The 25,158-nt window shown below is 64.4% G+C and carries 29 protein-coding genes and 1 pseudogene; 14 read left to right on the top strand and 16 right to left on the bottom strand.

All coding sequences use genetic code 11. The features are described 5' to 3' along the window. Nucleotides 1-183: 183 nt before the first annotated feature. Both proC and FLL57_RS17070 read right to left on the bottom strand, forming a co-directional pair. The gene (gene proC, locus FLL57_RS17075; RefSeq protein ID WP_425327007.1) at nucleotides 184-1,017 is read right to left on the bottom strand and encodes a pyrroline-5-carboxylate reductase; all 834 of its coding nucleotides are present in this window, start codon (nucleotides 1,015-1,017) and stop codon (nucleotides 184-186) included. A 204-nt stretch (nucleotides 1,018-1,221) separates the two neighbouring features. After that, on the bottom strand, nucleotides 1,222-1,722 hold the full coding sequence (locus tag FLL57_RS17070; RefSeq protein WP_013504232.1) for a YbjN domain-containing protein: 501 nt from the start codon (nucleotides 1,720-1,722) through the stop codon (nucleotides 1,222-1,224). Nucleotides 1,723-2,076: 354 nt separating this feature from the next. On the opposite strand from FLL57_RS17070, the gene FLL57_RS17065 reads away from it, so the two are divergent. Continuing rightward, a complete protein-coding gene (locus tag FLL57_RS17065; RefSeq protein WP_047308105.1) occupies nucleotides 2,077-2,610 on the top strand; it encodes a 6,7-dimethyl-8-ribityllumazine synthase in 534 nt (177 codons plus the stop codon). A gap of 254 nt (nucleotides 2,611-2,864) precedes the next feature. On the opposite strand, the gene FLL57_RS17060 is transcribed toward FLL57_RS17065, so the two are convergent. The 5 genes from FLL57_RS17060 to lgt all read right to left on the bottom strand — a co-directional run bounded on the left by FLL57_RS17060 (nucleotide 2,865) and on the right by lgt (nucleotide 7,580). Further along, entirely contained in the window at nucleotides 2,865-3,818 is a 954-nt protein-coding gene (locus FLL57_RS17060; RefSeq protein WP_041807523.1) for a ribose-phosphate pyrophosphokinase, read from the bottom strand. 168 nt (nucleotides 3,819-3,986) lie between these two features. Next, nucleotides 3,987-4,595: a hypothetical protein gene (locus tag FLL57_RS17055; protein ID WP_142883501.1), complete on the bottom strand. Its 609-nt coding sequence runs from the start codon at nucleotides 4,593-4,595 to the stop codon at nucleotides 3,987-3,989. A 227-nt stretch (nucleotides 4,596-4,822) separates the two neighbouring features. Further along, nucleotides 4,823-5,596, bottom strand: coding sequence for a peptidoglycan editing factor PgeF (gene pgeF / locus FLL57_RS17050; protein WP_142883500.1), 774 nt, complete (start codon nucleotides 5,594-5,596; stop codon nucleotides 4,823-4,825). Then, nucleotides 5,593-6,732, bottom strand: a complete 1,140-nt coding sequence (locus FLL57_RS17045; protein ID WP_142883499.1) for a class I SAM-dependent methyltransferase — start codon at nucleotides 6,730-6,732, stop codon at nucleotides 5,593-5,595. The genes pgeF and FLL57_RS17045 overlap by 4 nt, the downstream gene beginning before the upstream one ends. Further along, on the bottom strand, nucleotides 6,729-7,580 hold the full coding sequence (gene lgt, locus FLL57_RS17040) for a prolipoprotein diacylglyceryl transferase (RefSeq protein WP_142883498.1): 852 nt from the start codon (nucleotides 7,578-7,580) through the stop codon (nucleotides 6,729-6,731). Before lgt ends, FLL57_RS17045 begins: the two co-directional genes overlap by 4 nt. A gap of 253 nt (nucleotides 7,581-7,833) precedes the next feature. On the opposite strand from lgt, the gene FLL57_RS17035 reads away from it, so the two are divergent. The 4 genes from FLL57_RS17035 to ychF all read left to right on the top strand — a co-directional run bounded on the left by FLL57_RS17035 (nucleotide 7,834) and on the right by ychF (nucleotide 10,973). Beyond that, nucleotides 7,834-8,112: an accessory factor UbiK family protein gene (locus FLL57_RS17035; protein ID WP_142883497.1), complete on the top strand. Its 279-nt coding sequence runs from the start codon at nucleotides 7,834-7,836 to the stop codon at nucleotides 8,110-8,112. Between the two features lie 324 nt (nucleotides 8,113-8,436). Further along, a complete protein-coding gene (locus FLL57_RS17030; RefSeq protein ID WP_047308744.1) occupies nucleotides 8,437-9,126 on the top strand; it encodes a 50S ribosomal protein L25/general stress protein Ctc in 690 nt (229 codons plus the stop codon). Between the two features lie 21 nt (nucleotides 9,127-9,147). Next, nucleotides 9,148-9,759: an aminoacyl-tRNA hydrolase gene (pth, locus tag FLL57_RS17025; protein ID WP_013504224.1), complete on the top strand. Its 612-nt coding sequence runs from the start codon at nucleotides 9,148-9,150 to the stop codon at nucleotides 9,757-9,759. 116 nt (nucleotides 9,760-9,875) lie between these two features. After that, entirely contained in the window at nucleotides 9,876-10,973 is a 1,098-nt protein-coding gene (ychF, locus tag FLL57_RS17020) for a redox-regulated ATPase YchF (protein WP_013504223.1), read from the top strand. Nucleotides 10,974-11,122: 149 nt separating this feature from the next. Here the strand turns inward: ychF and FLL57_RS17015 are convergent, their stop codons facing one another. Next, nucleotides 11,123-11,416 carry a DUF4282 domain-containing protein gene (locus tag FLL57_RS17015; protein WP_142883496.1) on the bottom strand — a complete coding sequence of 98 codons (294 nt, stop codon included), beginning with the start codon at nucleotides 11,414-11,416 and terminating at the stop codon, nucleotides 11,123-11,125. Between the two features lie 85 nt (nucleotides 11,417-11,501). Between FLL57_RS17015 and FLL57_RS17010 the strand changes: the two genes are divergently transcribed. From FLL57_RS17010 to FLL57_RS23390, 3 genes are all read left to right on the top strand, one after another. Further along, nucleotides 11,502-11,969 (top strand): MaoC family dehydratase, encoded by a 468-nt coding sequence (locus FLL57_RS17010; protein WP_013504221.1) that lies wholly within the window; start codon nucleotides 11,502-11,504, stop codon nucleotides 11,967-11,969. Nucleotides 11,970-11,977: 8 nt separating this feature from the next. After that, complete coding sequence (locus tag FLL57_RS17005; protein WP_142883495.1) at nucleotides 11,978-12,460, top strand: MaoC family dehydratase; 483 nt, start codon at nucleotides 11,978-11,980, stop codon at nucleotides 12,458-12,460. A 144-nt stretch (nucleotides 12,461-12,604) separates the two neighbouring features. After that, entirely contained in the window at nucleotides 12,605-12,766 is a 162-nt protein-coding gene (locus FLL57_RS23390) for a hypothetical protein (RefSeq protein WP_013504219.1), read from the top strand. 182 nt (nucleotides 12,767-12,948) lie between these two features. On the opposite strand, the gene FLL57_RS17000 is transcribed toward FLL57_RS23390, so the two are convergent. Further along, a complete protein-coding gene (locus FLL57_RS17000) occupies nucleotides 12,949-13,383 on the bottom strand; it encodes a hypothetical protein (RefSeq protein WP_013504218.1) in 435 nt (144 codons plus the stop codon). 207 nt (nucleotides 13,384-13,590) lie between these two features. Continuing rightward, nucleotides 13,591-14,022: a nuclear transport factor 2 family protein gene (locus tag FLL57_RS16995; protein ID WP_142883494.1), complete on the bottom strand. Its 432-nt coding sequence runs from the start codon at nucleotides 14,020-14,022 to the stop codon at nucleotides 13,591-13,593. 308 nt (nucleotides 14,023-14,330) lie between these two features. Between FLL57_RS16995 and FLL57_RS23630 the strand changes: the two genes are divergently transcribed. Continuing rightward, nucleotides 14,331-14,462 carry a hypothetical protein gene (locus tag FLL57_RS23630; protein WP_283805250.1) on the top strand — a complete coding sequence of 44 codons (132 nt, stop codon included), beginning with the start codon at nucleotides 14,331-14,333 and terminating at the stop codon, nucleotides 14,460-14,462. A gap of 47 nt (nucleotides 14,463-14,509) precedes the next feature. Here the strand turns inward: FLL57_RS23630 and FLL57_RS16990 are convergent, their stop codons facing one another. After that, nucleotides 14,510-14,944: a hypothetical protein gene (locus FLL57_RS16990; RefSeq protein ID WP_142883493.1), complete on the bottom strand. Its 435-nt coding sequence runs from the start codon at nucleotides 14,942-14,944 to the stop codon at nucleotides 14,510-14,512. Between the two features lie 227 nt (nucleotides 14,945-15,171). Between FLL57_RS16990 and FLL57_RS16985 the strand changes: the two genes are divergently transcribed. Both FLL57_RS16985 and FLL57_RS16980 read left to right on the top strand, forming a co-directional pair. Continuing rightward, nucleotides 15,172-16,425 (top strand): acetyl-CoA C-acetyltransferase, encoded by a 1,254-nt coding sequence (locus FLL57_RS16985; RefSeq protein ID WP_142883492.1) that lies wholly within the window; start codon nucleotides 15,172-15,174, stop codon nucleotides 16,423-16,425. A 348-nt stretch (nucleotides 16,426-16,773) separates the two neighbouring features. After that, a complete protein-coding gene (locus tag FLL57_RS16980; protein WP_142883491.1) occupies nucleotides 16,774-17,094 on the top strand; it encodes a (2Fe-2S) ferredoxin domain-containing protein in 321 nt (106 codons plus the stop codon). 14 nt (nucleotides 17,095-17,108) lie between these two features. Here the strand turns inward: FLL57_RS16980 and FLL57_RS16975 are convergent, their stop codons facing one another. The 3 genes and pseudogenes from FLL57_RS16975 to FLL57_RS23565 all read right to left on the bottom strand — a co-directional run. Continuing rightward, complete coding sequence (locus FLL57_RS16975; protein WP_142883490.1) at nucleotides 17,109-17,354, bottom strand: DNA-binding protein; 246 nt, start codon at nucleotides 17,352-17,354, stop codon at nucleotides 17,109-17,111. Nucleotides 17,355-17,397: 43 nt separating this feature from the next. Then, nucleotides 17,398-17,703, bottom strand: coding sequence for a HigA family addiction module antitoxin (locus tag FLL57_RS16970; protein ID WP_142883489.1), 306 nt, complete (start codon nucleotides 17,701-17,703; stop codon nucleotides 17,398-17,400). A gap of 14 nt (nucleotides 17,704-17,717) precedes the next feature. After that, nucleotides 17,718-17,819, bottom strand: a pseudogene (locus FLL57_RS23565) (type II toxin-antitoxin system RelE/ParE family toxin); the annotation flags it as partial. 83 nt (nucleotides 17,820-17,902) lie between these two features. On the opposite strand from FLL57_RS23565, the gene FLL57_RS16960 reads away from it, so the two are divergent. From FLL57_RS16960 to FLL57_RS16950, 3 genes are read left to right on the top strand one after another with little or no spacing between them, the layout of a single operon-like run. Beyond that, nucleotides 17,903-18,553: a BglII/BstYI family type II restriction endonuclease gene (locus tag FLL57_RS16960; RefSeq protein ID WP_235677160.1), complete on the top strand. Its 651-nt coding sequence runs from the start codon at nucleotides 17,903-17,905 to the stop codon at nucleotides 18,551-18,553. Beyond that, the gene (locus FLL57_RS16955; protein WP_142883488.1) at nucleotides 18,537-19,187 is read left to right on the top strand and encodes an MT-A70 family methyltransferase; all 651 of its coding nucleotides are present in this window, start codon (nucleotides 18,537-18,539) and stop codon (nucleotides 19,185-19,187) included. Before FLL57_RS16960 ends, FLL57_RS16955 begins: the two co-directional genes overlap by 17 nt. A 1-nt stretch (nucleotide 19,188) precedes the next feature. Further along, on the top strand, nucleotides 19,189-20,850 hold the full coding sequence (locus FLL57_RS16950; protein ID WP_142883487.1) for an AIPR family protein: 1,662 nt from the start codon (nucleotides 19,189-19,191) through the stop codon (nucleotides 20,848-20,850). Nucleotide 20,851: 1 nt separating this feature from the next. Here the strand turns inward: FLL57_RS16950 and uvrB are convergent, their stop codons facing one another. Both uvrB and FLL57_RS16940 read right to left on the bottom strand, forming a co-directional pair. Continuing rightward, nucleotides 20,852-23,938 carry an excinuclease ABC subunit UvrB gene (uvrB, locus tag FLL57_RS16945; RefSeq protein WP_142883486.1) on the bottom strand — a complete coding sequence of 1,029 codons (3,087 nt, stop codon included), beginning with the start codon at nucleotides 23,936-23,938 and terminating at the stop codon, nucleotides 20,852-20,854. Nucleotides 23,939-23,997: 59 nt separating this feature from the next. Continuing rightward, entirely contained in the window at nucleotides 23,998-25,050 is a 1,053-nt protein-coding gene (locus tag FLL57_RS16940; RefSeq protein WP_142883485.1) for a hypothetical protein, read from the bottom strand. Nucleotides 25,051-25,158 lie beyond the last annotated feature (108 nt).

The raw sequence follows: 25,158 nt of genomic DNA, 5'->3' as shown, positions 1-25,158 counted from the left end.
GAGCGCTCTGGAATACTGGGTCGCCCGGACGAGCCGGGCGATGACGTGGGTGTGTTTAACGAAGCGTCATCGCCGGGCTCGACCCGGCGATCCATCCTCTTCGCGGAATGCTGCTGCATCTGAGCGCGCGCTTGCGCGCGATGGATGCGCGGGTCAAGCCCGCGCATGACGTCGGTATTCTGCTTACTTCGCCAATTCCTTCGACCGCTTCGTCGCCGCCGCCACCGCGCGGGTCAGCAGCGGGCGGAAGCCGTCCTCCGCCATCAGCACCTCCAGCGCCGCAGCGGTGGTGCCGCCGGGGGAGGTGACGTTCTTGCGCAGCGTTGCGGCGTCGAGGTCGGAGCGGTGCAGCAGCTCGCCGGAGCCGGCGACGGTGGCGCGCGCCAGCGTCATCGCGAGCTCTTCCGGCAGGCCCGCTTCGACGCCAGCGCGGGCGAGTTCTTCGGCGAGCAGGAACACGTAAGCCGGGCCCGAGCCGGACACCGCTGTCACGGCATCGATCAGGGCCTCGTCCTCGACCCACTCGACGCCGCCGGTGGCACGCAGCAGCGCATCGGCAGTGCCGCGCTGCGCGGGGGTGACGCTAGAGGCCGCGACCGCGACGGTGATGCCGCGGCCGATCGCGGCCGGCGTGTTCGGCATGGCGCGGACGACGTGGCCGCCGAGCTGCTCGGAGAGCGCCGCGATCGGCTTGCCGGCCATGATCGATACCACCAGGGTCGACGGCCCGACATAGCCGCGCAGCGCTGCGGCGGCGTCGGCGAACATCTGCGGCTTGACGGCGACCACCAGCGTCGACACCGCGCCGACGTCGCTGGCGGAGGCATTGAGGCGGACGCCGCGCGCGCTCAGCGCGGCGATGTCGTCGGTGGGATGCGGTTCGATCACCACCACGTCGCCGCCGTCCAGTCCCTGCGCCAGCCAGCCGGTGAGCAGCGCGCCGCCCATTTTGCCGGCGCCGGCCAGCACCACCGTGCCGCCGAGCTGTTGCAGGGGAGACTTCGAGGAAGTGGTCATCGCGCGCATCCATCGGCGCCGCAGGCGGCGGCGTCATCCGGTCAGCGTTCTAGGAGAAGGCGGCAGCGCTCACAAGGGCCGAAACGCGCAAGTGGCCTCTCCACGTCATTGCGAGCCGAAGGCGAAGCATCCAGAGGATCAGTGCACGGAGCGCTTGGTCGGCTTTGCCTTCTCGCAATGACGGAGAAATCGAGCAGGGAGCCGTCAGGCCTCGCCCTGAGTGTCGAACATCGCCGCGCTCATCGCTTCGGCGGCGGTCTTGCCGGCCCACACCGTGAACTGGATCGCCGGGTAGTAGCGCTCGCAGGCGTGGATGGCGCTGATCAGCATGGTCTCGCACTGCGCTTCGGTGGCGGCGAGCCCGCCCGGCAGCACCAGCGCCTGACGGTACATCACGGTGCCGGTGTGATTCCACACGTCGAAATGACCGACCCAGAGCTGTTCGTTGACCGCTGCGATCAGCCGCAGCGTCTCGGTGCGGCGTGCGGCCGGCACCTTCATGTCGAAGGCGCAGGCCAGATGCAGCGCTTCGATCTCGTGCATCCAGGTGAACGACAGCGTGTAGTCGGTCCACTGGCCCTTGGCGACGATGGTGATTTCGTCCTCGCCGGAGCGCTCGAAGGCGAGGTCGTTCGACGCTGCGATGTCTTCGACGACCGCGAGCGGATTATTTCGTGAATCGATGATGCCTTCGAGCAAGGGCATGCCGTCTCGACCTTACGTTGGATTATGCTGATACGCATGAGGCAGGCCGGTACGCGCCTGTACCCGTGCTCGTGCCGGAAGGATTAGTCCGGACGAACCGAGGTTGCAGGGATGAAATGATGTGATTTGCGGAATCCGTGCAATGCCGGGCTTCGCCAATTCCACAACCAAAGAGTAACCCGTCCACAGCCGAGCGAGCAGGGCGAGAACAAAACGGAATCGGATTCGCGTGGTCCGAGTCCGGCGCGCGGAATTCGCTCCACACGAGTCTTTCGACGCAGCCGCAACTTTGATTCGTGCGCGCCCGCTGGTAGCCTGGGCCGACCTTCAGATCACAGCCGAGCGAGCCTGCCGATGACCGACACCGTGACCGATCCCGCCGAAACGGCTCCGCCGCCGGCCGAACGGACCTATCCGCGCTTCGCCAAGCCGCAGCGCGTCGCCTTCGTGCAATCGTCGTGGCATCGCGACGTGGTCGGCGCTTGCTGGGAGTCGTTCGAGCGCGAGATCGTCGTGCGCGGCATCCCCGCTTCGCAGGTCGATCTGTTCGAGGTGCCGGGCTCGTTCGAAATTCCGCTGCATGTGCAGCTCCTGGCGAAGACCCGGCGCTATACCGCGATCGTCGCCGCCGGCCTCGTGGTCGACGACGGGCTGACCGGCTTCGTCGCGCCGACGGTGATCGAGGCGTTGATGGAGGTGCAATTGCGCACCGAGGTGCCGGTGTTCTCCGCGGTGGCGACGCCGCAAGGCTTCGATCGCGACGCGCCGCAAGCCGAGCGCTTCACCCAGCATTTCGCCGCCAAGGGCGCCGAACTCGCCCACGCCTGCGCCGACACTCTGCTCAGCCTCGAACGCCTGCGCGGCCAGGTCGCGGCGGGGATCGTGTAGTCGCGGGATCGTGTGGTCGAATGACTCCGTCATTCCGGGGCGCGAGCGAAGCTCGCGAACCCGGAATCCAGAGATTGTTGAAATATCGCTGGTGCCTCGAACGTCGAGATTCCGGGTTCGCTCACTTCGTGAGCGCCCCGGAATGACGACGTTCTTGTCGATTAAGAGATTCCGGGTTCGCGAGCTCTACTCGCGCGCCCGGAATGACAAAAGAGACGCTGATTGCGTCGAATGACGACGGAGATCAGGGAAACTTAGTCGAACAGGCTCGACACCGACTCTTCCGCCGCGGTGCGGCCGATCGCTTCGGCGATCAGGGAGGCGATGGAGATGGTGCGGATGTTCGGCGCCTTGCAGACGCCTTCGGTCGGCTGGATCGAGTCGGTGATCACCAGTTCCTTGAGCTTGGAATTGGTGATGCGGGCGCAGGCGCCGCCGGATAGCACGCCGTGGGTGATGTAGGCATAGACGTCGGTGGCGCCGTTGGCCAGCAGCGCTTCGGCCGCGTTGACCAGGGTGCCGCCGGAATCGACGATGTCGTCGAGCAGGATGCAGGTGTAGCCGGCGACTTCGCCGATCACGTTCATCACTTCGGATTCGCCGGCGCGTTCGCGGCGCTTGTCGATGATCGCCAGCGGCGCGTTGATGCGTTTGGCGAGACCGCGGGCGCGGACCACGCCGCCGACGTCGGGCGACACCACCATCACCTTCGACAGGTCGAAGCGCTCCTTGATGTCGCGCACCATCACCGGCGAGGCGTAGAGGTTGTCGGTCGGAATGTCGAAGAAGCCCTGGATCTGGCCGGCGTGCAGGTCCAGCGTCATCACCCGGTCGGCGCCGGCATGGGTGATCAGATTGGCGACCAGCTTGGCCGAGATCGGCGTGCGCGGGCCTGCCTTGCGGTCCTGCCGGGCGTAGCCGAAATACGGGATCACCGCGGTGATGCGGCGCGCCGAGGCACGGCGCAGCGCGTCGGTGATGATCAGGAGTTCCATCAGGTGGTCGTTCGCCGGAAACGAGGTCGACTGGATGATGAAAACGTCCGAGCCGCGGACGTTCTCCTGAATCTCGACGAACACTTCATTGTCGGCGAAGCGGCGGACGCTGGCTTTGGTCAGCGGCATGTTCAGCCACTGCGCGATGTCGCGCGCCAGCGCCGGATTGGAATTGCCGGCGACCAGTTTGACCGATCCGTTCTTGCCCGACATCGACGCGTCCCCCCTCGGCGCGGTGGATACTACGTTCAGCATATCGGTTGACTCGCGAAATCGGACTGTTTTGCGAGCGAGGTGATATCAGTCGCCCGCCAGCGATGGCAACCCATCGTGACGGTTTTCCGGTGCGGATTCGACCTATGTCGCGTGCAATTGCGGCAATCAGCGTGCAGCGTAACTCAGGGCTGCGGAGGGCGCATCGCTGCTTGCCGCCGGTGCCGGCTCGGCGCTCGCGATCGCCGGACCGCTCGCCGCTGTCGCCGAAGGCGCGGCCGGCTCGGCTGGTAACCCGCCGTTCACCAATCGGCCGAGCCCGGTCAAGCCGGCCTGGGCGATCCGGCGCAGCACCACGTCGTCGGCCTGCGCCCATGCATCGCGGCCGTTGCCGGCCGGTTCCTCACCGGACAGCCGCAGCGCGCGCTGCTGGTCGCGGTCGTAAACGTCCCACACCCAGGCGATGTTGGTGCGATTGCCGCGGACCTGCGCCGACAGATAGCTGCGGACCCGATAGGCCGCGCCGCCCTCGCGAGAGACCACCGGGATCTGGCGCAGCTTGGATTCACTGTCGAGCACCGCGACCATGCGGTCGAACACCTGCGGCGGCGGGCCGTCGATCGACTCGAACGCGACGCCGCTGCCGCCTGCCGAAGCCATCGGACCGGCACCGGGGCCGCCTTGGGTGACGCAGCCGGCGAGGCCGGTGAGCAGTGCGAGCAGAAGGGCGGTGCGCGTCGTGCGCGAGGCGATCAGGCGGGGCAGGCGAGCCGACATGCAGGGTCCCGTCGAAAGCGCGGCGCAGCGGCCGCCGAACGACGGAAGCGATATCGTTAAAATGCATTAAGGTCTAGGGCGGGGCGAGTCCCAGGTTAACCCTTTGCCGCCGGCCGGATCAAATTTATCTAAAATTTTCAATCGATTGCCGCGACTGCCGGGGGCTCGGGCGTAAACCAACGTGGTTAATTCTCGTTCATCATTGCCGCTTGCCGGAGGCGCGGCACTCAGGCGTCCGTGTCCAGCACGATGGCATGGACGTGGCGGCCGTAGTCCGGCTCGTTGCGATGCGTGGTACGGCGATAGGAGAAGAATCGCTCGTCCGGATAGGTGTCGATGCCGAGATCATCGATCGCCCCGACGCCGGCGGTCTGAAGCCGCATCCGGATGAAGCCGCCGAGGTCGAACATCGCGTGGCCGGCGCGTTCGGCTGCGGCGAAGAAGGCCGCGTAGGCCGGATCGGCCGCGGTGAAGCGGGCGACGAACTCGTCGCCGACCTCGTAAGACGGCTGCCGGATCAGCGGGCCGATCGCGGCGACGACGCGGCTGCGGGCGGCGCCGAGCCGTTCCATCGCATCGAGGGTGGATTCCAGCACGCCGGTCAGCGCGCCCTTCCAGCCGGCATGGGCGGCGCCGATCACCCGCGCGGCCGGATCGGCGAACAGGATCGGACCGCAATCGGCCGCAGAGGCTCCGATCGCGAGACCCGGCGTCCGGGTCACGATGGCGTCGGCCTTCGGCCGGTTCGCCGCGGCCCAAGGCGTCTCGGCCACCGCCACGTCCGGCGAGTGCACCTGATGGACGGTGAGGAAATGCTCCGACGCGACCCCCAGCGCTGCTGCCATCCGCCGCCGGTTCTCGGCAACCTTGGCCGGGTCGTCGTTCGAGCCGACGCCGGCGTTCAGCCCGGCATAGATCCCCTCGGATACGCCGCCTTCGCGGGTGAAGAACGCGTGACGCACGCCCGGCGCGGCCCCGAGCAGCGGCGAGGTGATGATCATCCGCTGATCCCTTGCCGGCGCTCGGCGGCGCGATCGGTGTCGTCGCTGAGCGCGACCAGGGTCTCGATCTTCGGATCGGACACCCCGATCACCTTGAACATCGAGCCCATTGCGCCGCGGCCTTCGCCGGTCAGGCGCTGCAGCGCGCCGGCGATGTCTTCCGACACCTGCGGCGTCGCCTTCGCCATCAGCGACAGCGCCCGGGTTTCGATGCCGAGCCGCCTCAGGAACGTGCCCTGCGTCACCGGACCATGGGCGCGGGCGCCGACGCTTTCGGCGGCGCGGCCGAGCGCGTCGAAATCGACATGCGCGGTGAGGTCGGCGCGGCCGGGATGCTGCAGCGGATCGGCATAGCTGTGGCTGGCGATCGCCTGGAACGTGTCGCCGACGTCGCTGCGCAGATGGCCGTAATCGATGATCAGTGCGGCGCCGCCCTGGTCGCGCACCCGGCTGGCGATCTTGAGGATTTCGGCGTCCGGCCGCCATTCGAACACCGCGCCGGGCGGTGCCAGCCGCGCCAATGGCGGCAGCAGCGCCTCGAAACCGGGGATCGGATCGGCGGCGACGCCGAACACCAATTCGCCGGCCGGGCCGATCTCGATCACCCGCTCGTGCCAGCCGGTCTCGCGCTTGGTCGCCTGGTGGATCGGCAGCACGTCGAAATATTCGTTGGCGAGAACGACGGCGGGGCCTTCCGGCACGTCGTCGAAGCTGTCGTGCCAGTGGATGTTGCGGATGCCGGCCAGCGTGGTCTGCTGCTTCTGGCGCAGCACCGGATTGATCTCGACCAGATGCACGCTGAGCGACTGGTACAGGATCGGCAGCACCCGCAGCGCGCGCAGCGCGTCGGCCATCATGGTGCCGCGGCCGGGTCCGATCTCGATCAGCCGCAGCGTCTGCGGCTCGTCGGCGGCCTTCCACACCGAAGCCGACCACAGCCCGAGCAGTTCGCCGAACATCTGGCTGATCTCGGGCGAAGTGGTGAAATCGCCTTCGCGGCCGAGCGGATCGCGGGTGACGTAGTAGCCGTGCTCGGGATGGCTGAGGCACAATTCCATGTAGCGCCACACCGGCATCGGGCCGGCCGCCTTGATCAGCCGCTTGATCTCGGTGGCGAGCGCAGTCTGGTCGATCATGACGCCACCTCGCCGGACCGGGGCGCCGCCGCTCGTCCGCGACGCCAGGTCGTGATCATCACCGCGATGCCGACGATCACCATCGGCACAGACAGCAGCATCCCCATGGTCATGCCGCCCCACAGGAAGCCGAGCTGCGGGTCGGGCTCGCGGAAGAATTCGCCGGTGATGCGGGCGAGGCCGTAGAAAGCCAGGAACGCGCCGATGATCAGGCCCGGCCGCTTCAACGCGCCGGCGCGGATCATCACCGCCAGCACGATGAACAGCGCGATGCCCTCGAGCCCGGCTTCATAAAGCTGGCTCGGATGCCGCGGCAGCGGCCCGGCATTGGGAAACACCATCGCCCACGGCACCGAGGCGTCGGCCGGCCGGCCCCACAATTCGCCGTTGATGAAGTTGGCGATGCGGCCGAGGAACAGCCCGATCGGGCCGACCGCGCAGGTGATGTCGCCGAGCGACAGGATCGGCACCTTGCGCTTCCATCCGAACAGCACGACCGCCAGCACGCAGCCAATGAAGCCGCCGTGGAACGACATTCCGCCCTTCCACAATTCGAAGATCTCCGCCGGATGCCGGATGAAGAAGTCGAGATTGTAGAACAGCACATAGCCGGCGCGGCCGCCGAGGATGATGCCGATGGTGATCCACAGGATGAAGTCGTCGAACGCCTCCAGCGAGATCGGCGACGGGCCGCCCCACAGCCGCTGACGCTTGATCAGGATGCGGGCGTACAGCCAGCCGACCACAATGCCGGCAATATAGGCCAGCGCGTACCAGCGGATCGCGAACGGACCGATCGCGACGGCCACCGGATCGAATACGGGAAAGGCGACGGCGAAGAATGGCATTGTGGGTTTGGCTTATCTCCAAAGCCCGCAACGGTACAGCGTCAATTGCCGCCGCGCGCGCCGCCGGAGTTGTCGACCGATCCTTAAATCGACCTTGCGACGAGGGTGCGAACGTCGCAAGGAGGGGCACATTGGATCGGGCCGGCGCGGGGCGCGTCAGGCGGCCTTGAAGTAGGCCCGATCCATCGCCATTGTCACCGCCAACGCCTGTTCGGCCTGCAACCGCGCACGATGCGCGACGGAGATCTCGACCATGACCCAGACCAACAACCGGCTTTTCGACGAGATCGGCCGCCTGATGAACGACGCCGCCGGCGCCGCGCAGGGCGTCAAGCGCGAGCTCGACGGGGTGGTGCGCAGCCAGGCCGAGAAGATCCTGCGCGACCTCGATCTGGTGAAGCGCGAGGAGTTCGAGGCGTTCAAGGAGATGGTCCGCCTCACCCGCGAAGAGAACGAGGCGCTGAAAGCCCGGATCGCCGCGCTGGAAGCCCGTCAGGGCGGCGGCTCCGAACCCCCGACGGCGCTGGCGTAAGGACGGCGGACAGGCGCCAGTTTGCCTGCTTGAGTCCCTGATGGTGAGGAGGCCGCGAAGCGGCCGTCTCGAACCATGAAGGCCAATGAGGTCAAGCCGACACACGGGTGCATCCTTCGAGACGCCCCGCCGCCGCGTTGCGGGCGGCGCCGGGCTCTTCAGGATGAGGCCGTGCTCGGAAAATGCGATTTCCTTGTCATTTGCGGCCTTTGCGGCTAGAACCCCGGCACGTCAGCGGCCCCCGCACCCCTGGAGGCTTGCCGCGACGTCTGCAATGGGCCGCTTCGCGGCCTTTAACTTTTTACAGATCAAGGACTTAAGCAGATGACGAGCGTCTTGGAACTGAAGGCGACCGCGCGTCCGAAGAGCGGCAAGGGGGCCGCCCGGGCCGAGCGTCGCGCCGGCCGCGTGCCCGGAGTGATCTACGGTGACAACCAGCCCCCGCTGCCGATCTCGGTCGAAGAGAAAGAGCTTCGCCTGCGGATTTTGGCAGGCCGGTTCCTGACCACGATTTTCGACGTCGTCCTCGACGGCCAGAAGCATCGCGTCATCCCGCGCGACTATCACCTCGATCCGGTGAAGGACTTCCCGCTGCACGTCGACTTCCTGCGGCTCGGCGCCGGTGCGACCATCCGCATCAGCGTGCCGCTGCACCTGAAGGGTCTTGAAGTCGCTCCGGGCGTGAAGCGCGGCGGCACCTTCAACATCGTCACCCACACCGTCGACCTGGAAGCGCCGGCCGACAACATCCCGCAGTTCATCGAAGCCGACGTGTCGAACCTCGACATCGGCGTGTCGCTGCATCTGTCGGACATCGCGCTGCCGACCGGCGTCAAGTCGGTGTCGCGTGAGGACGTCACGCTGGTCACCATCGTGCCGCCGTCGGGCTACAACGACGACAAGGCGGCGGCGGGTGCCGCACCTGCGGCCGCTGCCGCGCCGGCCGCTGCGGCGAAGGCTCCGGCTGCCGCCAAGGCTCCGGCGGCTGCGGCTCCGGCGGCCAAGAAGAAGTAATCCGGCGCGGGGTTCCGCGTCATGCGGCTGTTCGTCGGGCTCGGCAATCCCGGTACGAAGTACCAGGACAACCGGCACAACATCGGCTTCATGGTCATCGACGAGATCGCACGGCGTCATGGCTTCTCGCCATGGCGCCGTCGTTTTCAGGGCGAGACCGCCGACGGCGTGCTCGACGGGATCCGCATCACGCTGCTGAAGCCGTCGACCTACATGAACGACTCCGGGCGCGCCGTGCAGGAAGCCGCCGGCTTCTACAAGATCGGGCAGGACGAGATCGCGGTGTTTCACGACGAGATCGAACTGCCGCCGGCGAAAGTTCGCGTGAAGGTCGGCGGCGGCATCGCCGGACACAACGGCCTGCGCTCGATCTCGGCCCATGTCGGCAACGATTATCTTCGCGTCCGTCTCGGCGTCGGCCATCCGGGCGCGAAGGAGCTGGTGCACAATCACGTGCTCGGAGATTTCGCCAAGAGCGAGCGGCCGTGGGTCGAAGCTCTGTGCGAGATCTCCGCAGACAATGCCGGGCTGATCGCCAACGGAAAGGACGCCTCGTTCGCCAACAAGGTGCACCTGGCGATGCAGGCCAAGGGATTTTACGACAACGACAAGGGCGACAAAGTCGCCAAGTAACACACCGTCATGGCCGGGCTTGTCCCGGCCATCCACGCCTTCGCCGAGCGGCAACGCCGTAAGGCGTGGATGCCCGGCACAAGGCCGGGCATGACGAACTCTGGATCGAGGACGACATGGGCTTCAAATGCGGGATCGTCGGGCTGCCGAATGTCGGCAAATCGACGCTGTTCAACGCGCTGACCGAGACTGCGGCGGCGCAGGCGGCGAACTATCCGTTCTGCACCATCGAGCCGAATGTCGGCGAGGTCGCGGTGCCGGATCCGCGGCTCGACAAGCTGGCCGAGGTCGGCAAGTCGCAGCAGATCATTCCCACCCGGCTGACCTTCGTCGACATCGCCGGCCTGGTGAAGGGCGCCTCCAAGGGTGAAGGTCTCGGCAACCAGTTCCTCGCCACCATCCGCGAGGTCGATGCGATCGCGCATGTGGTGCGCTGCTTCGAGGACGGCGATATCACCCATGTCGAGGGCCGGGTCGCACCGCTCGCCGATATCGAGACCATCGAGACCGAGCTGATGCTCGCCGATCTCGAGAGCCTGGAGAAGCGCGTCGACAACCTGACCAAGAAGGCCAAGGGCGGCGACAAGGATTCCAAGGAGCAGCTCGAGCTGGTCACCCGCGCGCTGACGCTGCTGCGCGACGGCAAGCCGGCGCGTTTCCTGGAGCGCAAGCCGGAGGAAGAACGTGCGTTCCGGATGCTCGGCCTGCTCACCTCGAAGCCGGTTCTGTACGTCTGCAACGTCGAGGAAGGCTCGGCCGCCGAAGGCAACAAGTTCTCCGAACAGGTGATGGCGCGCGCCAAGGAAGAAGGCGCGGTCGCGGTGGTGATCTCGGCCAAGATCGAATCCGAGATCGCGACGCTGTCGAAGGAAGAGCGCACCGACTTCCTCGATACGCTCGGCCTGCACGAGGCCGGTCTCGACCGGCTGATCCGCGCCGGCTACGAGCTGCTGCACCTGATCACCTATTTCACGGTCGGCCCCAAGGAAGCCCGCGCCTGGACCATCACCAAGGGCACCAAGGCGCCGCAGGCCGCCGCCGTGATTCACACCGATTTCGAGAAGGGCTTCATCCGCGCCGAGACCATCGCCTATGACGACTACATCCGTCTCGGCGGCGAAGCCGGCGCCCGCGACGGCGGCAAGCTCAGGCTGGAAGGCAAGGAATACATCGTCGCCGACGGCGACGTGATGCACTTCAGGTTCAATACCTAAGGCTGATCTTCCGGCGACGTCTCATCGAGTCATTCCGGGGCGCTCGCGCCAGCGAGCGAACCCGGAATCTCGTTCTTTGCGGTGCTGTCTTAAATCATCTCCAGATTCCGGGTTCGCGCTGCGCGCGCCCCGGAATGACGGTCACTTTGTTATCTGAACCCCTGCTGGTCGCGGATCGCGCCGAGGTGTTCGTTGATGCGGAACACGATCAGCACGAACTCGGCGACGATACGCGAGAACACGATCCCGACCAGGATCGAGGCGAGGCTGGACAGCACCAGGAGAAAACCGCCGAACGGGCTCACCGCCATCGCCGCCAGCCCGGAAAACACGCCGGATATGCCGAGCAGCACGATCATCGCGATCACCAGCCAATAGAAGGTCTTGATGATGGTCGGCGTGATGAACCGGTCCCATTGAAACAGGTCCCGAAAATTGAACATCGGTGGTCTCCCCCAACAAACCGAATGATGGGGTTGTGATCGACCGCAATAACGGCCACAATCAGGCCTCCCACCAGCAAATGCCATGACAGCCCTGTTCTTCGAAAACTTCGCCCCCGGTCACTTCGGCCGCTACGGACCTCGCCGCGTCACGCGCGAGGAGATCATCGCTTTTGCTTCGGAATACGATCCGCAGCCGATGCATCTGGACGAACACGCCGCCAACGCCTCGATGCTGCAAGGCATGTCGGCCTCGGGCTGGCATCTGTCGTCGCTGATGATGCGGATGATGTACGACGGCTTCATCAAGGACACCGCCTCGCTCGGCTCGCCGGGCGTCGACGAGATGCGCTGGATGTCGCCGCTGCGCCCCGGGGACGACCTGCTGCTCGATGTCGAAGTGATCGAGGCGCGGGTGTCGAAAAGCCGGCCGGAGACCGGCATCGTCACCTTCAAGTGCTATGTGCGCAACGGCCGCGGCCAGATGCTCAGCGAGATGGTGTCGCCGATCATCGTCAAGCGTCGCGCCGCCGCCGCCGGCAGCAACGGATAGCGATCACCATGCGTTTCCTGGAAGACATGACGGTCGGCGAACGCCGCGAGGTCGGCTCGTTCACCTTCACGGCCGACTCGATCAAGACCTTCGCACAGCAGTTCGATCCGCAGCCGTTCCACCTCGACGAGGAGGCCGGCAAGAACTCGCTGTTCGGCGGGCTCGCCGCGTCCGGCTGGCACGTCGCCGCGGTGTGTATGAAACTGATGGTCGCGGATGCCCAGCGCGAGTCCGCGGAGGCCGCCAAGCGCGGTGAGCTGGTGGCGACCGGCGGTCCGTCCCCGGGATTCCGCGAGCTGCGCTGGCTGAAGCCGGTGCTGGCCGGCGACACCGTCACCTACTACAAGCAGATCGAGAATCTGCGGCCGTCCGATTCGCGTCCGCAATGGGGAATCTTGCAGGCCCGCAACACCGCGATCAATCAGCGCGGCGAGGTGGTGTTCTCATTCCTCGCCACGGCATTCGTGCCGCGTCGGCCGAATGCGGAGTGAGGCGCACGGGACACAACCGCCGGCATTTTAACCAAATGCGGGGTTTTTCCGCGAGACGGCTCCGGAACGCTCGGGATATTAACAAGTTGTGAACCTTGCGAGCGTCACGGTCGACGAACGCAGGGCTGAGGGAAATTCAAGACAATGGCTGACCAGGCTGGACTGAAATGGGTGGGCGTGATCTTCGCGACCGTGACGGTCGCGGTGATGATCACCACCGGAATGATCGTGAAGGGTTACGCGGTGGGCTCCTACAGCCTCGACCCCGCGCCGGTGGCGAGCTCGTCCACGTTCTCCGACCGCTGAGCTGAAGCTCGCGGGTGGCCGGCCGCCGCGCCGGCCTTTTCGGCTTCGATCCGAATCGCAATTCGAACCGTCGCAAAAGAAAAGCAGCCACCTCGCGATGGCTGCTTTTGTCGTTTCAAGACGGGTCTTGTCGTGACGTGTCTTGACGTTCAGGGCCGGCGATCCTCAGGATCGCGGCCGGATCAGCCGTGACGCAGCGTGTCGGCGGTGCGTTTCCACTGTGCGACGTTGTCGGCGATCATCCGGGTGGACTTCATCGCCGCCTGGCTGAGCTGGGCATAGCTCGAGATCTCGCGCTGAACCCGCTGACCTTCGGCGTGCAGCAGGTCGCGCAGCGCTTCCAGTTCGCCGATCAGGCTTTCGATCTCGCCGAGCGAGGTGCCGGCGACGCGCTGGATCAACGAATTGACGTTGTTGACGGCGGCCTCCGCGGTGCTGTCGAGCGCCAGCCCGGAGGTTGCTGCGGCAGCATCCGGCGAGGTCGTCGCCGAGGGCCGGCGCAGATAGGCGATGTCGTTGCGGACGAAGTCACGGATACCGGCTTCCACTTCGGAGACGGCGGCGAGGTTTTCGTCGGCTTCCGACGTCTCGATCTTTTCAGAAGGAATGGCGTTCATTCGGTTGGTCCCCTGTTTGAGCGTCACGCCGCGCGGGGATCCCCCGCACGCAATCTGCCGCCGCATCACTCCAGTGTAATTTGACCGCATCGCGGCCGTTCTGCGGCGCCGCCTCGGTGTTTCGGCGACAATCCTCAACGTCCCATTAACGACGCGGCTGCCAGCCTCAGGGGAGAAGCCGGCAGCGCCACAACTCCGACGATTGTTTCAGGCGATCTTCGGCAGATGGATCGGGCGGCCGAGGGCCTGTTCGACCAGGTCGAAGGTGTCGATCACCATCCGCAGATTGGTCAGCCGGCCGTCGTGGAATTGGGTGAACAGCGCCATCCGCACGCTGATCGGCCGGTTGGTCCCGGCGGCGGTGAGCGAGTAGCGCACCATCGAGGCGGCCAAGTCGACCCCGAGCATCACCGACTCGCGATGATAGCGAAAGATCCGCACGCTGTCGGCGATCTGCCGGCAGACTTCCAGCACCGCGACCTTACCCTGACGGGCGCCGAAGAAGGGAAACATCGCACTCGGACCGTAGATCGCCCAGTCGATGTTGTCGTCGAGGATGGCAGCGAGGTCTTCCTGCTGGCGGTCGTTGAGGGCGCGATGCAATGCGCGCGAGAACCGCCAGAGACTGTGCTCTGTCATTTGGCAATCCCGTTCGAGGTTGGGTGTCAATGCAAGCAGCGGCACCTGGGCATCGCTGACGATGCCGTGCCCTTCGCGATTTGCTGCGCTGTGCGCTTCGATTAGTTACACTAAGAGTTAATTGCAATCTAATTTTGTGCGTTGCACAAATTTCGTCTCGCGGACCCGGATCGCCCTTTCGGCAGGCATCGGTCGGTCAGAACCGCCACAGTTCTGCCGGCATTCCTGCAGTTTTCGGATACTCGCGGTCGATATCGAGCAATCAGGTTGCTGCGACCTCGGAGAAGTCCGAGGGTGACGGCGGGCCGATGGCTGTCGCCGCAGTGGCCGTCATCGGCGCTGATCCGGCGCGAACGGCACGGCGCCCGACAGACGCCCTGCGCGACGAAGATCTGATTCGCAAAATCGCCGCGGCGCTGACGGGCGATATAGCCTGCTGATAGCAGGGGGCGGCCGTATTCGAGCCGCCCCCCCGCCACGATCAGGATCAGCGCCCGGCCTGCTTGGCGGCCCGCTTCTTCGCGCCGGTCTTGGCCGGCTTCGCGGCGGGCTTGTCGGCCGCGGTCTTCGCCCCTGGCTTTGGCGCCGTCTTGTCCGCCGCTTTGGATTTCTCCGCCGCCTTGGACTTGGCAGCCGCTGCGGCTGCCGCTGCCGCGGCGGCATCTTCGGCCGCCTTGCGCATCGCGCGGGCGTAGGCATCGGCGGCGTTGTCGGCCGCGGTCTGCAACCGCTTTGTCGCCGCCAGTCCGAGTTCATAGGCGACGGTCGCCAGCGCCTTGGCCTGCGCCTTGCCGGTCGCATCCTTGGCCTTGGCGCCGCGCGCCAGCAGCGCGGCGCGGCGTTTCTTCACCACGGCCGTGAGCGTCTTCGTTTGCTGTTTCGCGAGCTGCCGGATGATCGCGTCGAGATCGGCCTCGGCCATGTTGATAGTCCCCCAGAACTGTCTCGGTAGAAGTGTCTTGTTTGCGCGCGACTATGCAGAGGCGCATCGCGCTTGGCAATTCGCCAGTTCCGCTGTGCGGCATAAGCCGCCGCGCCGGGACGATTGCATGGTGCGGCGTCGCCGCTGCGGCTTGACTTCGTCGCCGTCTCGGACAATCTCGCCGCCAAGCCCCAACAAACCGCAAACAACATCGGGAGAAGAACAAGATGGCAGACGCCTATATCATCGACGCAGTCCGCACCCCCCGCGGCATCGGCAAGGTCGGAAAGGGCGCTCTGGCCGACATGCATCCCCAGCACCTCGCCGCCACCGTGCTGAAGGCGATCGCCGAACGTAACAAGCTCAACACCGCCGACGTCGACGACATCATCTGGTCGACCTCGACCCAGCGCGGCAAGCAGGGCGGCGACCTCGGCCGCATGGCGGCGCTCGACGCCGGCTACGACATCAAGGCCTCCGGCACCACGCTCGACCGCTTCTGCGGCGGCGGCATCACCGCGGTGAACTTCGCCGCGGCGCAGATCATGAGCGGCATGGAAGACGTGGTAATCGCCGGCGGCACCGAAATGATGTCGCTGACCGCGTCGATGGCGGCGGAGGACATGGCGGCCGGCAAGCCGCCGCTCGGCATGGGCTCGGGCAACGCCCGTCTCGCCAAGGTGCATCCGCAGTCGCATCAGGGCATCTGCGGCGACGCGATCGCCAGCATGGAAGGCATCAGCCGCGAGACCCTCGACGCGCTCGGCCTCGAAAGCCAGCGCCGCGCCGCGATCGCGATTCAGGAAGGCCGCTTCGACAAGAGCATCGTTCCGGTGGTCGACGACGAGGGCAAGGTGGTGCTCGGCAAGGACGAGTATCCGCGTCCCGAGACCACCGCCGAAGGCCTCGCCGCGCTGAAGCCGGCCTTCACCGCGATGGCCGACTATCCGCTCGACGACAAGGGCACCACCTATCGCAAGCTGATCAACCAGAAGTATCCGGACCTCGAGATCAAGCACGTGCACCACGCCGGCAATTCGTCGGGCGTGGTCGACGGCGCCGCGGCGCTGCTGCTGACCTCGAAGGAATACGCCGAGAAGCACGGCCTCAAGCCGCGCGCCAGGATCCTGGCGATGGCCAATATCGGCGACGATCCGACCCTGATGCTCAACGCCCCGGTGCCGGCCGCCAAGAAGGTGCTGCAGAAGGCCGGCCTGACCAAGGACGATATCGACCTCTGGGAGATCAACGAGGCGTTCGCGGTGGTCGCCGAGAAGTTCATGCGCGACCTCGACCTCGACCGCTCCAAGGTCAACGTCAACGGCGGCGCGATTGCGCTGGGCCACCCGATCGGCGCCACCGGCGCGATCCTGGTCGGCACTGTGCTCGACGAACTCGAGCGCCGCAATCTCAAGCGCGGCCTCGTCACCATGTGTGCCGCCGGCGGCATGGCGCCTGCGATCATCATCGAGCGGGTGTGAGGCGAGAGGACGCGTAGGATGGGTTGAGCGTCAGCGAAACCCATCGCCCGCGCACCAGAGCTGAAGTGGTTAAAAAGGGCGGCGCCACAAGCGTCGCCCTTTTTCTGTGTCACCCCACCGCGGTCCCTCATGGTGAGGAGGCGCGCAGCGCCGTCTCGAACCATGAGGTCGTGAGGCCGCCGCCATCCTTCGAGACGCCCGGCGCGCCGGGCTCCTCAAGATGAGGTCCGTGCTTGGAGCAAGAATTCGTAAGATGGGTTGAGCTCAGCGAAACCCATCATTCACGCGCGTGGAGTTCGATGGGTTTCGCTGCGCTCAACCCATCCTACGCGGCCCGATCGTCCCTATATGACGATCATGCCCACCAAATCCTCCCTCCCCATCGCCCGCCCCAAACGCCCGCCGCCGGTGCTGATCTGCGGCAAATGCCTGTCGAAGATCGACGGCGGCAAGAAGCTGAAGCAGGCGCTGAAGGCCGAACTGAAGCACGCCGCCGCCGCGCAGGGCGGCAAGCGGCCCAAGCTCGTCACCACCGGCTGCCTCGGCATCTGTCCCAAGCGCGCGGTGGTCACGGCGAGCGCAGCGACGTTGGGACGCGGGGAGTATGTATTGATCGGGAGCCGGGATGAAGCCGGGGAAGCGGTGACAGCATTGGTGAATCAGAGCTGAGCCGCGCCGAAAAGTCACGAATTGACGTCACCCTCGATGTCCTCGTCGGGACCGAACACCCTGCCTTCCGTCAGTTCCGTTATGCGCTTCAACGTCTCTGCTGGCATGGTCTTGAGCTGCGCCGGGGCGCGCCTCACCGTCGCGATCGCCTTATCGATCAAAGCGGGATCTTCGGAAGCAAGAGCCTCGTCAAGATAGGCGGCGATCATCTCCGGACTGTCGAGATAGTCGGCCACGTCGAACGCCGTTGTGCTCACCATGTCCGATCCTCCAGCTTCGGTGTCCGTTGCTTCCGTAGTCCGTTTACTCCGCGGCGAGCACGCGGACGCGCGGCTCGATAGCGGGCCAGTCTGCGGCGCGGGCGCGGCGCAGGTCGTAGGACGCCTGCAGGTTCATCCAAAGTTCGGGCGTCGTGCCGAAGTACTTCGCCAGCCGCAGGGCGACGGCGGCGGTGATCGCAGAGCGGCCGTGCACGATGTCGTTGACCCGAGCCGGGTTGATGTCGATATCGCGCGCCAGCCGGTTCTGACTCATCCCGTTCGGGCGCATGAATTCATCGATCAGAATCTCGCCGGGAGGGATCGGGGGGAGCTGCTTTGGTTTGGCCATCCTGAGCGCCTCAACTGATAGTCCACAATTTCAACCATCTCGGCGCCGTCGTCGCGCCAATCAAAGCAGATCCGCCATTGATCGTTGATGCGGATCGAATGTTGGTCACGGCGTTCCGAAGCCCTCCCATCTTCCGGGCGCCCGCTTCCAAGCCTAGCTCGATTTTCCGAGGATTCCTGTGAATTTTGCTTGAGAACAAATGGAGTACATTGTACAAATCGCTTCTAGGCGGCGCCAGACCATGAACAATGGTCACATGCCGAATCATTCGTTTGTCCCTGACGATATTGCTGCGCGTTACGAGGTGTTCGAGTGGCGCAACGGGATTGCGATACTTTCGGCGGCACACCCCGAGAAATGGGCCGACATCCTCGCCGTCCTGCGGGGCTTTTCGTTCTCGACCTCCGATGTGATGATGCCTGGAGGGGCGAAGGGACTTATCGCGAGCAAGCTGGATTCGCATTTCACCAAGCTCGGATGGGTCGAGAAGAAATTCGAGACCAAGATTGTCGTGGACGAAGCAGAACATGCTGCCCCCACACACAAGGTCGATTGTTACAAGGATCGTGTCGCGCTCGAAGTGGAGTGGAACAACAAGGATCCATTTTACGATCGGGATCTCAACAACTTCCGTCTGCTGTTCGATCTGCGCGCGATCGACGTCGGCGTCATCATCACGCGTTGCTCCGAACTTCAGACCATCTTCAACGAACTGGGTAGAGGGCCGAGCTTTGGGAACTCAACGACCCACATGGCGAAACTACTACCGAGGCTTGAAGGCGGAAGCGGCGGCGGATGCCCCGTTGTTGTCTTTGGAATTAGAGCAACCTGCTATGTCAAAGACAAATAACTCCGCCGCTGACGATCTGCTGAGGTTCACCGGCAAGCGAAAGTTCGCGACGATCCTGGCTGACCCGCCTTGGCAGTTCACAAACAAGACAGGTAAGGTTGCGCCGGAGCATCGCCGTCTGTCGCGCTACGGCACCATGAAGCTGGACGAGATTTGTTCGCTGCCGGTACAAGACATCGCTGCTCCGACATCGCACCTCTACTTGTGGGTGCCCAATGCGATGCTGCCGGACGGCCTCGCCGTCATGCAAGCTTGGGGGTTCACCTACAAGTCAAACATCGTCTGGCACAAAGTTCGTAAGGATGGTGGTTCTGACGGTCGAGGCGTAGGCTTCTATTTCCGTAATGTCACCGAACTAATCTTGTTCGGCGTGCGCGGCAAGAACGCGCGCACGCTGGCGCCGGGCAGGCGGCAGGTCAATTTGTTGGCGACCCGCAAGCGCGAGCATTCGCGAAAGCCTGATGAGCAGTATGAAATAATTGAGTCTTGTTCGCCTGGCCCCTTTGTCGAGCTTTTCGCTCGCGGAACTCGGCAAGGTTGGGCGAACTGGGGCAACCAAGCAAACGAGGATTATCGTCCAACGTGGAAAACGTACTCGCATCATTCGCGAGCAGGACTAGAGGCGGCCGAGTAGAATGGCGGAAGTTCAACATTCACAAATAAAGAGTAAGCTCCTCGAAATAGTTGCTCCACTCGTTGATCAGTCGGATATTAGCGGAAAAGCCCCATCGGACGTTGAGACACACTCGCTCTCTCGATCCATGGCGGTGGCTGCTGTTAAGATTCTGGCCGAAATCGAGTATGATGCTGCGGTTGCCTCACTAGTGGATGGTGGGAAAGATAACGGAATTGATGCAATCTATTACGATGCGCAGGCGAAGACTCTTTATCTGGTCCAGTCCAAATGGAGTAATTCTCACGCAAGTTCGATAGCAAGCGGTGAAGTTCTGAAATTCCTCCAAGGGGTGCAGGATCTCGTATCTCTCAAGAAGGGCCGCTTTAATGAGAAAATTCAGAAGCGTTGGAGTGTTATTGAAGACTCCTTGAAGAGGCTAACGAGTGTTCGGCTTGTGATTGCGTATCCTGGGTCCGGTAAAGTTGATCCGGATATTCAGAGTAAGATAGATGATTTCCTTAAGAGCCAGAACGATACCTCTGATCTGTTCTTTTTTTCGGTTTTGACGCAACGAGAATTATTCCAGCACTTCGTTCACGAGGCAGCACCACCGCAAATCGATTTGACTATTCGACTCACGCACTATGGTCTGGTTGAAAGCCCGCTGCGGGCCGTTTACGGGCAGGTTTCGGCGGTAGACGTTGCAAGCTGGTACAGAACTCACGGAAACAATCTGTTCGTGGGGAATATCAGAAATTTTCTTGGATCATCTGAGGTGAACTCCGCAATTGAACAGACTCTAGTCGGAGACCCGGCGCATTTTTGGTTCTACAACAACGGAATTACAATTATTACAACTAACCTTAAGCGCCAGCCCATCGGGGGTAACGATCGGTCGGTCGGTATTTTCGATTGCGGGAACGTAACCATCGTGAACGGTGCTCAGACCGTAGGAACGATAGGTCGAGGCCTTGTAGGAGACGACAGTTCTGCCTTCTTACAGGTTCGTGTCATCGAAGTTAGTGATCCTGATTCTTCGCTGGGTAAGCTAATTACGCGTGCTTCAAACACGCAGAATAAGATCGATGCGAGAAACTTCGTTGCACTTGATCCGGAACAGGAGCGTATCCGGACGGAATTGCTAATTGAAAAGGTTGCCTACGAGTATCGTGAAGGCGAGCCGCTCGAATCGACTGTCGATGGTTTCGAATTTATCGAAGGTATCGCTGTTTTGGCTTGCGCTAGCGACGAAATCTCTTTCGTTGCCCTCTCAAAGGGGTACGTAGGAGGGCTTTATGCAGATATCAACACTACGCCGTATAAGGCCCTATTTAACCCTTCGACCTCGTCTCTACGTCTCTGGAGCCTCGTTCAATTGGCGCGGCGAATAGACCTCGCAATCAAGAAAAGTGCAGACCAGTCCTCGCCCACGCAACGAGGTATCGTTGTTCACGGCAATAGGTTTACGCTTCACTGTATATTGAGAAGGATTTCTCAATTTGCTGATATCTCAGCGAGTCCCTCGATAGCTGAAGATGTCATTGGCGACGCCGTGATGCACGTGCTTGCAGGCGTTTCGGAAATAATCGATGCTGATTACGCTGATGCTTACCTGGCGCCTCTCTTTAAGAATGTGAAGAAGTGCACTGATATTCGGATGAAGTACGAGAAACGATCTTAGCTCACCGCTTCTTCCACCCACCCCTCTTCCCCGGCGCGCCGCCGGTCGAGCGCGGGGAGGGGCCGAATTCGGGGCCGGCTTCGCGGCTGGAGGTCGGCTGATAGATCTTGCTCTCGGTCCCCGGGCCCATTTCGTCGAGCGTCGGTTTGCGCGGCTTGGGGCGCTGGACTTTCTTGACTTCGTGCCAGCCGGCGATGCCCATTTCGTCGAGGTCGGGTTTGTGGACTTTCGACACCGTGCTCGCGGCACCCCCACCCCGGCCTTCGGCCGACCCTTCCTGCGAGGGGGAGGGTGACGCGGCGGCGCCGCCTCGTGATCCTGACTTGCCGCGTCCGCCTTTGCCTGCCTCGGCCGGCAGGTTCGCGGCCGCGCCGTAGCGCTTGGCGCCGGCGTAAGCCCCGGCTTTGTCGGCGACCTTGCGCTGCTTCACGGTCGGATCGTCGATCACCGCGAGCTCGGTGGCGCGGAGGCGTTTGACTTCGTCGCGCAGCCTTGCGGCTTCCTCGAAGTTCAGATCGGCGGCGGCTTCGCGCATCCTGGTTTCGAGATCGGCCAGCACCGCCTCGAAATTGTGGCCGATCACAGCGGCGTCGTCGGTGAAGCCGGCGCCCTTGCCGTCGCCGATCTCGACCAGCACATGGTCGCGCTCGTACACGCTGTTCAGGATGTCGCCGATCGACTTCTTGACGCTCTCCGGCGTGATGCCGTGCGCGGTGTTGTATTCGATCTGCTTCTCGCGGCGGCGGTTGGTCTCGTCGATCGAGCGCTGCATCGAGCCGGTGATCTGGTCGGCATACAGGATCACCTTGCCATCGACGTTACGCGCTGCGCGGCCGATGGTCTGGATCAGCGACGTCTCGCTGCGCAAAAAGCCTTCCTTGTCGGCATCGAGGATCGCCACCAGCGCGCATTCCGGAATGTCGAGGCCTTCGCGCAAGAGGTTGATGCCGACCAGCGCGTCGAACGCCCCGAGCCGCAGGTCGCGGATGATCTCGATCCGCTCGATGGTGTCGATGTCGCTGTGCATGTAGCGGACGCGGATGCCCTGCTCGTGCAGGAACTCGGTGAGGTCCTCGGCCATCCGCTTGGTCAGCACGGTGATCAGCGTGCGATAGCCGCGCGCCGCGGTGGCGCGAACCTCGCCGACGAGGTCGTCGACCTGGGTGCGGGCTGGGCGGATATCGACCGGCGGATCGATCAGCCCGGTGGGGCGAATGACCTGCTCGACGAACACGCCGCCGCTCTCGTTCAGCTCCCACGCCGCCGGCGTCGCCGACACCGCGACGGTCTGCGGACGCATCATGTCCCATTCTTCGAAGCGCAGCGGCCGGTTGTCCATGCAGGACGGCAGCCGGAAGCCGTATTCGGCCAGCGTCGCCTTGCGGCGGAAGTCGCCTTTGAACATCGCGCCGATCTGCGGGACCGAGACGTGGCTCTCGTCGGCGAACACCAGCGCGTTGTCGGGCACGTATTCGAACAGCGTCGGCGGCGGCTCGCCGGGCCGGCGGCCGGTCAGATACCGCGAGTAGTTCTCGATGCCGGCGCAACTGCCGGTCGCTTCCATCATTTCGATGTCGAACGTGGTGCGTTGCTCCAGACGCTGCGCTTCGAGCAGGCGGCCCTGCGCGTGCAACTGATCGAGCCGCCATTTCAGCTCGGTCTTGATCGAGGAGATCGCCTGGATCAGCGTCGGCCGCGGCGTCACGTAGTGCGAATTGGCGTAGATCTTGACGAACTCCAGCTCGTCCTGCTTGTGGCCGGTGAGCGGGTCGAATTCCTCGATGCCCTCGATCTCGTCACCGAACATCTTCACCCGCCAGGCGCGATCCTCGTAGTGCGCCGGGAAGATGTCGATGACGTCGCCGCGCACCCGGAAGGTGCCACGGGTGAAGTCGGCCTGGGTGCGCTTGTATTGCAGCGCCACCAGATCGGCGATCAGTTGGCGCTGGTCGATGCGCTCGCCGCGCTTCAGCGCGAAGGTCATCGCCGTATAGGTCTCGACCGAGCCGATACCGTAGATGCACGACACCGAGGCGACGATGATGACGTCGTCGCGTTCCAGCAACGCGCGGGTGGCGGCGTGGCGCATCCGGTCGATCTGCTCGTTGATCGACGAATCCTTCTCGATATAGGTGTCGGTGCGCGGAACGTAGGCTTCCGGCTGGTAGTAATCGTAATACGAGACGAAATACTCGACCGCGTTGTCGGGGAAGAAGTTCTTGAACTCACCGTAGAGCTGCGCCGCCAGCGTCTTGTTCGGCGCCAGGATGATCGCCGGGCGCTGCGTCGCCTCGATCACCTTGGCCATGGTGTAGGTCTTGCCCGAACCGGTGACGCCGAGCAGCACCTGGGTGCGATCGCTGCGGTCGATGCCTTCGACCAGCTCCTTGATCGCCTGCGGCTGGTCACCGCGCGGCTGGTAGTCGGATTTCAGTACGAAGCGCACGCCGCCTTCGGACTTCTCCGGGCGCGGCGGCCGGTGCGGCACCCACAGCTTGACGCCGCCGTCCTCGCCCTTGAATTCGGGGCGGCCGTCGCGGATCAGGCTCTCCAGTGCGTCGGCCGTGGCCTTGACGCCGAGCGCCTCCATCTTGCTGCGCGGCGGCCGCGCCAGCGCGTCGGCGTCGTCCTCCTCGGTCGGCAAGCCGAGCTGCCGCGCCAGCTCCGGATCGAGCGTCGGGATGGTGGCGGCGGTGCCGTAATTGGCCTGCGGCGCTTCGGCAAAGCCTTGACCCAATCCTTGCCCGAGGCCCCCCACCCCCGACCCCTCCCCGCGAGGGGGAGGGGAGCCCCGAGGCGGCTGCGGATAAGGCTGCAGCGCGGTCGGCCGCGGCGTCGCGCCGTCTCCCGCTCTGGCGGTCGAGGCCCGGCCGCGATGCACCGCGGCCTCGCCGCCGCTGCGGCGGTCGTGCGAATTGTCCGGCGGCGGCTGCAAGCCGGTGCCGGAGCCGAGGCCGGCATCGCCGCGGTTCAGCGCCGGGTTCAGCAGCTCGGCCAGCGCCGGGCCGATCGGCTTCACGTCCGGCCGATGTGCTTTGGATTTCGGGGTTTTTGCCGGCTTGCCAGGCTTGTCGGGAGTCTTCGCCATGCCGGCAATATGGGGCGAAGCGGGGGGCGAATAAAGGGTGCGCCGCCCACTCGTGTCGCCTAGGCCGGCACCACCCGCAGACGCCGCATCCCCTTCGGCAGCCGCGCGTCGCACCACGCTTCGATTGCCGGCTGGCGGCGATGCAGGAACAGCCCGAGCGCGATGATGGCGATGCCGATCAACGACAGCGCGAACGGGAACAGCAGCGAGTCGCGGAACAGTTTTTCGGCGAGATCGCCGAGATAGATCGCGATCCCGAGCGCGCCGAACACCGCGAACACCCGCCGGCCCAGCACCACCGCGATGCCGAGGAAGACGACGTTCATGGCGCAGTACAGCGCCTTGTCCAGGTTGGTCCCGTTCGAGGTCGCGGTGATGCCGCCCCAGAACGTCATCACGCCGAACAGATACAGCCAGAATGCGAAGTCGCCGCTGCGCTGGCGCAGATGCACGATCACCGCGGCGATCACCATGCCGGCGCCGAAGCCGATCGAGACCTTGCGGGCGGTTTCGAAATTGCCGTGCGGCGCGCCGGTGATCCACGGCACCAGGTCCATCGACAGGAACCACAGCGCCACCGCCATCAGAAACACGATGAACGGAAAGCGGTAGAACGCCAGCGCCACCAGGGTCGCCACGATGGTGGCAAGCTCCATGAAGATGAAGCTGCCTTTGACCCAGATGTAGAAGCTGCGAACGGTGTCTGGCTTGCCGAATTCGGACCACAGCCCGAACGCCTCCTGCACGCCGAACACCGCGAGCGGCATCATCCCGACCGCCACGGCGATGCACAACCCGCCCGGCGTGCGCAGATCTTTCACGTGCCACAGATAGTGCCCGGTCCACCAGAACGCGACGGCGTAGATCAGCGCGGTGGCGGTCAGCGCCGCGCCGCCGAGGCCGGCGAACGCCATGGTCGAGAACAGCCCCATGGCGCTGATCACGATCAGCGCGCCCGCATACCAGAGCAGATGTACGATATCGAAGCGTGGGGCTTCGTTCGCGGCCGCCGGGCGCCGGGCGTCCAGGAAGGTGCGGAGCGCCGCTTCCTGCGCCGGCGTGATCACGCCAGCCTGGGTCGCTGCCTGCAGGTCTTCGCCCGAATAGCGCATCGTCGCTCCCCTCCACCGGGCCGCTCGCGGCCGCCGGTAGTGTCAGTGAGGAGCGATCATGTTCAATTCGCGTTACGGAATACTTTGCAGTGCGGGAAAAACAGGAGC

This window comes from Rhodopseudomonas palustris, assembly GCF_007005445.1.
GTDB classification, from domain to species: Bacteria; Pseudomonadota; Alphaproteobacteria; order Rhizobiales; family Xanthobacteraceae; genus Rhodopseudomonas; species Rhodopseudomonas palustris_G.
This window is presented reverse-complemented; position numbering and strand designations above follow the sequence as displayed.

Coding starts and splice junctions, on each gene's coding strand:
- proC (WP_425327007.1), bottom strand. CDS start 1,017: ATGACCACTTCCTCGAAGTCTCCCCTGCAACAGCTCGGCGGCACGGTG.
- FLL57_RS16955 (WP_142883488.1), top strand. CDS start 18,537: ATGTCAAAGACAAATAACTCCGCCGCTGACGATCTGCTGAGGTTCACC.
- ychF (WP_013504223.1), top strand. CDS start 9,876: ATGGGCTTCAAATGCGGGATCGTCGGGCTGCCGAATGTCGGCAAATCG.
- FLL57_RS17070 (WP_013504232.1), bottom strand. CDS start 1,722: ATGCCCTTGCTCGAAGGCATCATCGATTCACGAAATAATCCGCTCGCG.
- FLL57_RS17015 (WP_142883496.1), bottom strand. CDS start 11,416: ATGTTCAATTTTCGGGACCTGTTTCAATGGGACCGGTTCATCACGCCG.
- FLL57_RS17000 (WP_013504218.1), bottom strand. CDS start 13,383: ATGAACGCCATTCCTTCTGAAAAGATCGAGACGTCGGAAGCCGACGAA.
- FLL57_RS16940 (WP_142883485.1), bottom strand. CDS start 25,050: ATGCGCTATTCGGGCGAAGACCTGCAGGCAGCGACCCAGGCTGGCGTG.
- lgt (WP_142883498.1), bottom strand. CDS start 7,580: ATGCCATTCTTCGCCGTCGCCTTTCCCGTATTCGATCCGGTGGCCGTC.
- FLL57_RS16950 (WP_142883487.1), top strand. CDS start 19,189: ATGGCGGAAGTTCAACATTCACAAATAAAGAGTAAGCTCCTCGAAATA.
- FLL57_RS17010 (WP_013504221.1), top strand. CDS start 11,502: ATGACAGCCCTGTTCTTCGAAAACTTCGCCCCCGGTCACTTCGGCCGC.
- uvrB (WP_142883486.1), bottom strand. CDS start 23,938: ATGGCGAAGACTCCCGACAAGCCTGGCAAGCCGGCAAAAACCCCGAAA.
- FLL57_RS17030 (WP_047308744.1), top strand. CDS start 8,437: ATGACGAGCGTCTTGGAACTGAAGGCGACCGCGCGTCCGAAGAGCGGC.
- FLL57_RS16995 (WP_142883494.1), bottom strand. CDS start 14,022: ATGACAGAGCACAGTCTCTGGCGGTTCTCGCGCGCATTGCATCGCGCC.
- FLL57_RS17060 (WP_041807523.1), bottom strand. CDS start 3,818: ATGTCGGGCAAGAACGGATCGGTCAAACTGGTCGCCGGCAATTCCAAT.
- FLL57_RS16980 (WP_142883491.1), top strand. CDS start 16,774: ATGACGATCATGCCCACCAAATCCTCCCTCCCCATCGCCCGCCCCAAA.
- FLL57_RS16990 (WP_142883493.1), bottom strand. CDS start 14,944: ATGGCCGAGGCCGATCTCGACGCGATCATCCGGCAGCTCGCGAAACAG.
- FLL57_RS16970 (WP_142883489.1), bottom strand. CDS start 17,703: ATGGCCAAACCAAAGCAGCTCCCCCCGATCCCTCCCGGCGAGATTCTG.
- pgeF (WP_142883500.1), bottom strand. CDS start 5,596: ATGATCATCACCTCGCCGCTGCTCGGGGCCGCGCCGGGCGTGCGTCAC.
- FLL57_RS17035 (WP_142883497.1), top strand. CDS start 7,834: ATGACCCAGACCAACAACCGGCTTTTCGACGAGATCGGCCGCCTGATG.
- FLL57_RS23390 (WP_013504219.1), top strand. CDS start 12,605: ATGGCTGACCAGGCTGGACTGAAATGGGTGGGCGTGATCTTCGCGACC.
- FLL57_RS23630 (WP_283805250.1), top strand. CDS start 14,331: ATGGCTGTCGCCGCAGTGGCCGTCATCGGCGCTGATCCGGCGCGAACG.
- FLL57_RS17005 (WP_142883495.1), top strand. CDS start 11,978: ATGCGTTTCCTGGAAGACATGACGGTCGGCGAACGCCGCGAGGTCGGC.
- pth (WP_013504224.1), top strand. CDS start 9,148: ATGCGGCTGTTCGTCGGGCTCGGCAATCCCGGTACGAAGTACCAGGAC.
- FLL57_RS16975 (WP_142883490.1), bottom strand. CDS start 17,354: ATGGTGAGCACAACGGCGTTCGACGTGGCCGACTATCTCGACAGTCCG.
- FLL57_RS16960 (WP_235677160.1), top strand. CDS start 17,903: ATGGAGTACATTGTACAAATCGCTTCTAGGCGGCGCCAGACCATGAAC.
- FLL57_RS17055 (WP_142883501.1), bottom strand. CDS start 4,595: ATGTCGGCTCGCCTGCCCCGCCTGATCGCCTCGCGCACGACGCGCACC.
- FLL57_RS17045 (WP_142883499.1), bottom strand. CDS start 6,732: ATGATCGACCAGACTGCGCTCGCCACCGAGATCAAGCGGCTGATCAAG.
- FLL57_RS17065 (WP_047308105.1), top strand. CDS start 2,077: ATGACCGACACCGTGACCGATCCCGCCGAAACGGCTCCGCCGCCGGCC.
- FLL57_RS16985 (WP_142883492.1), top strand. CDS start 15,172: ATGGCAGACGCCTATATCATCGACGCAGTCCGCACCCCCCGCGGCATC.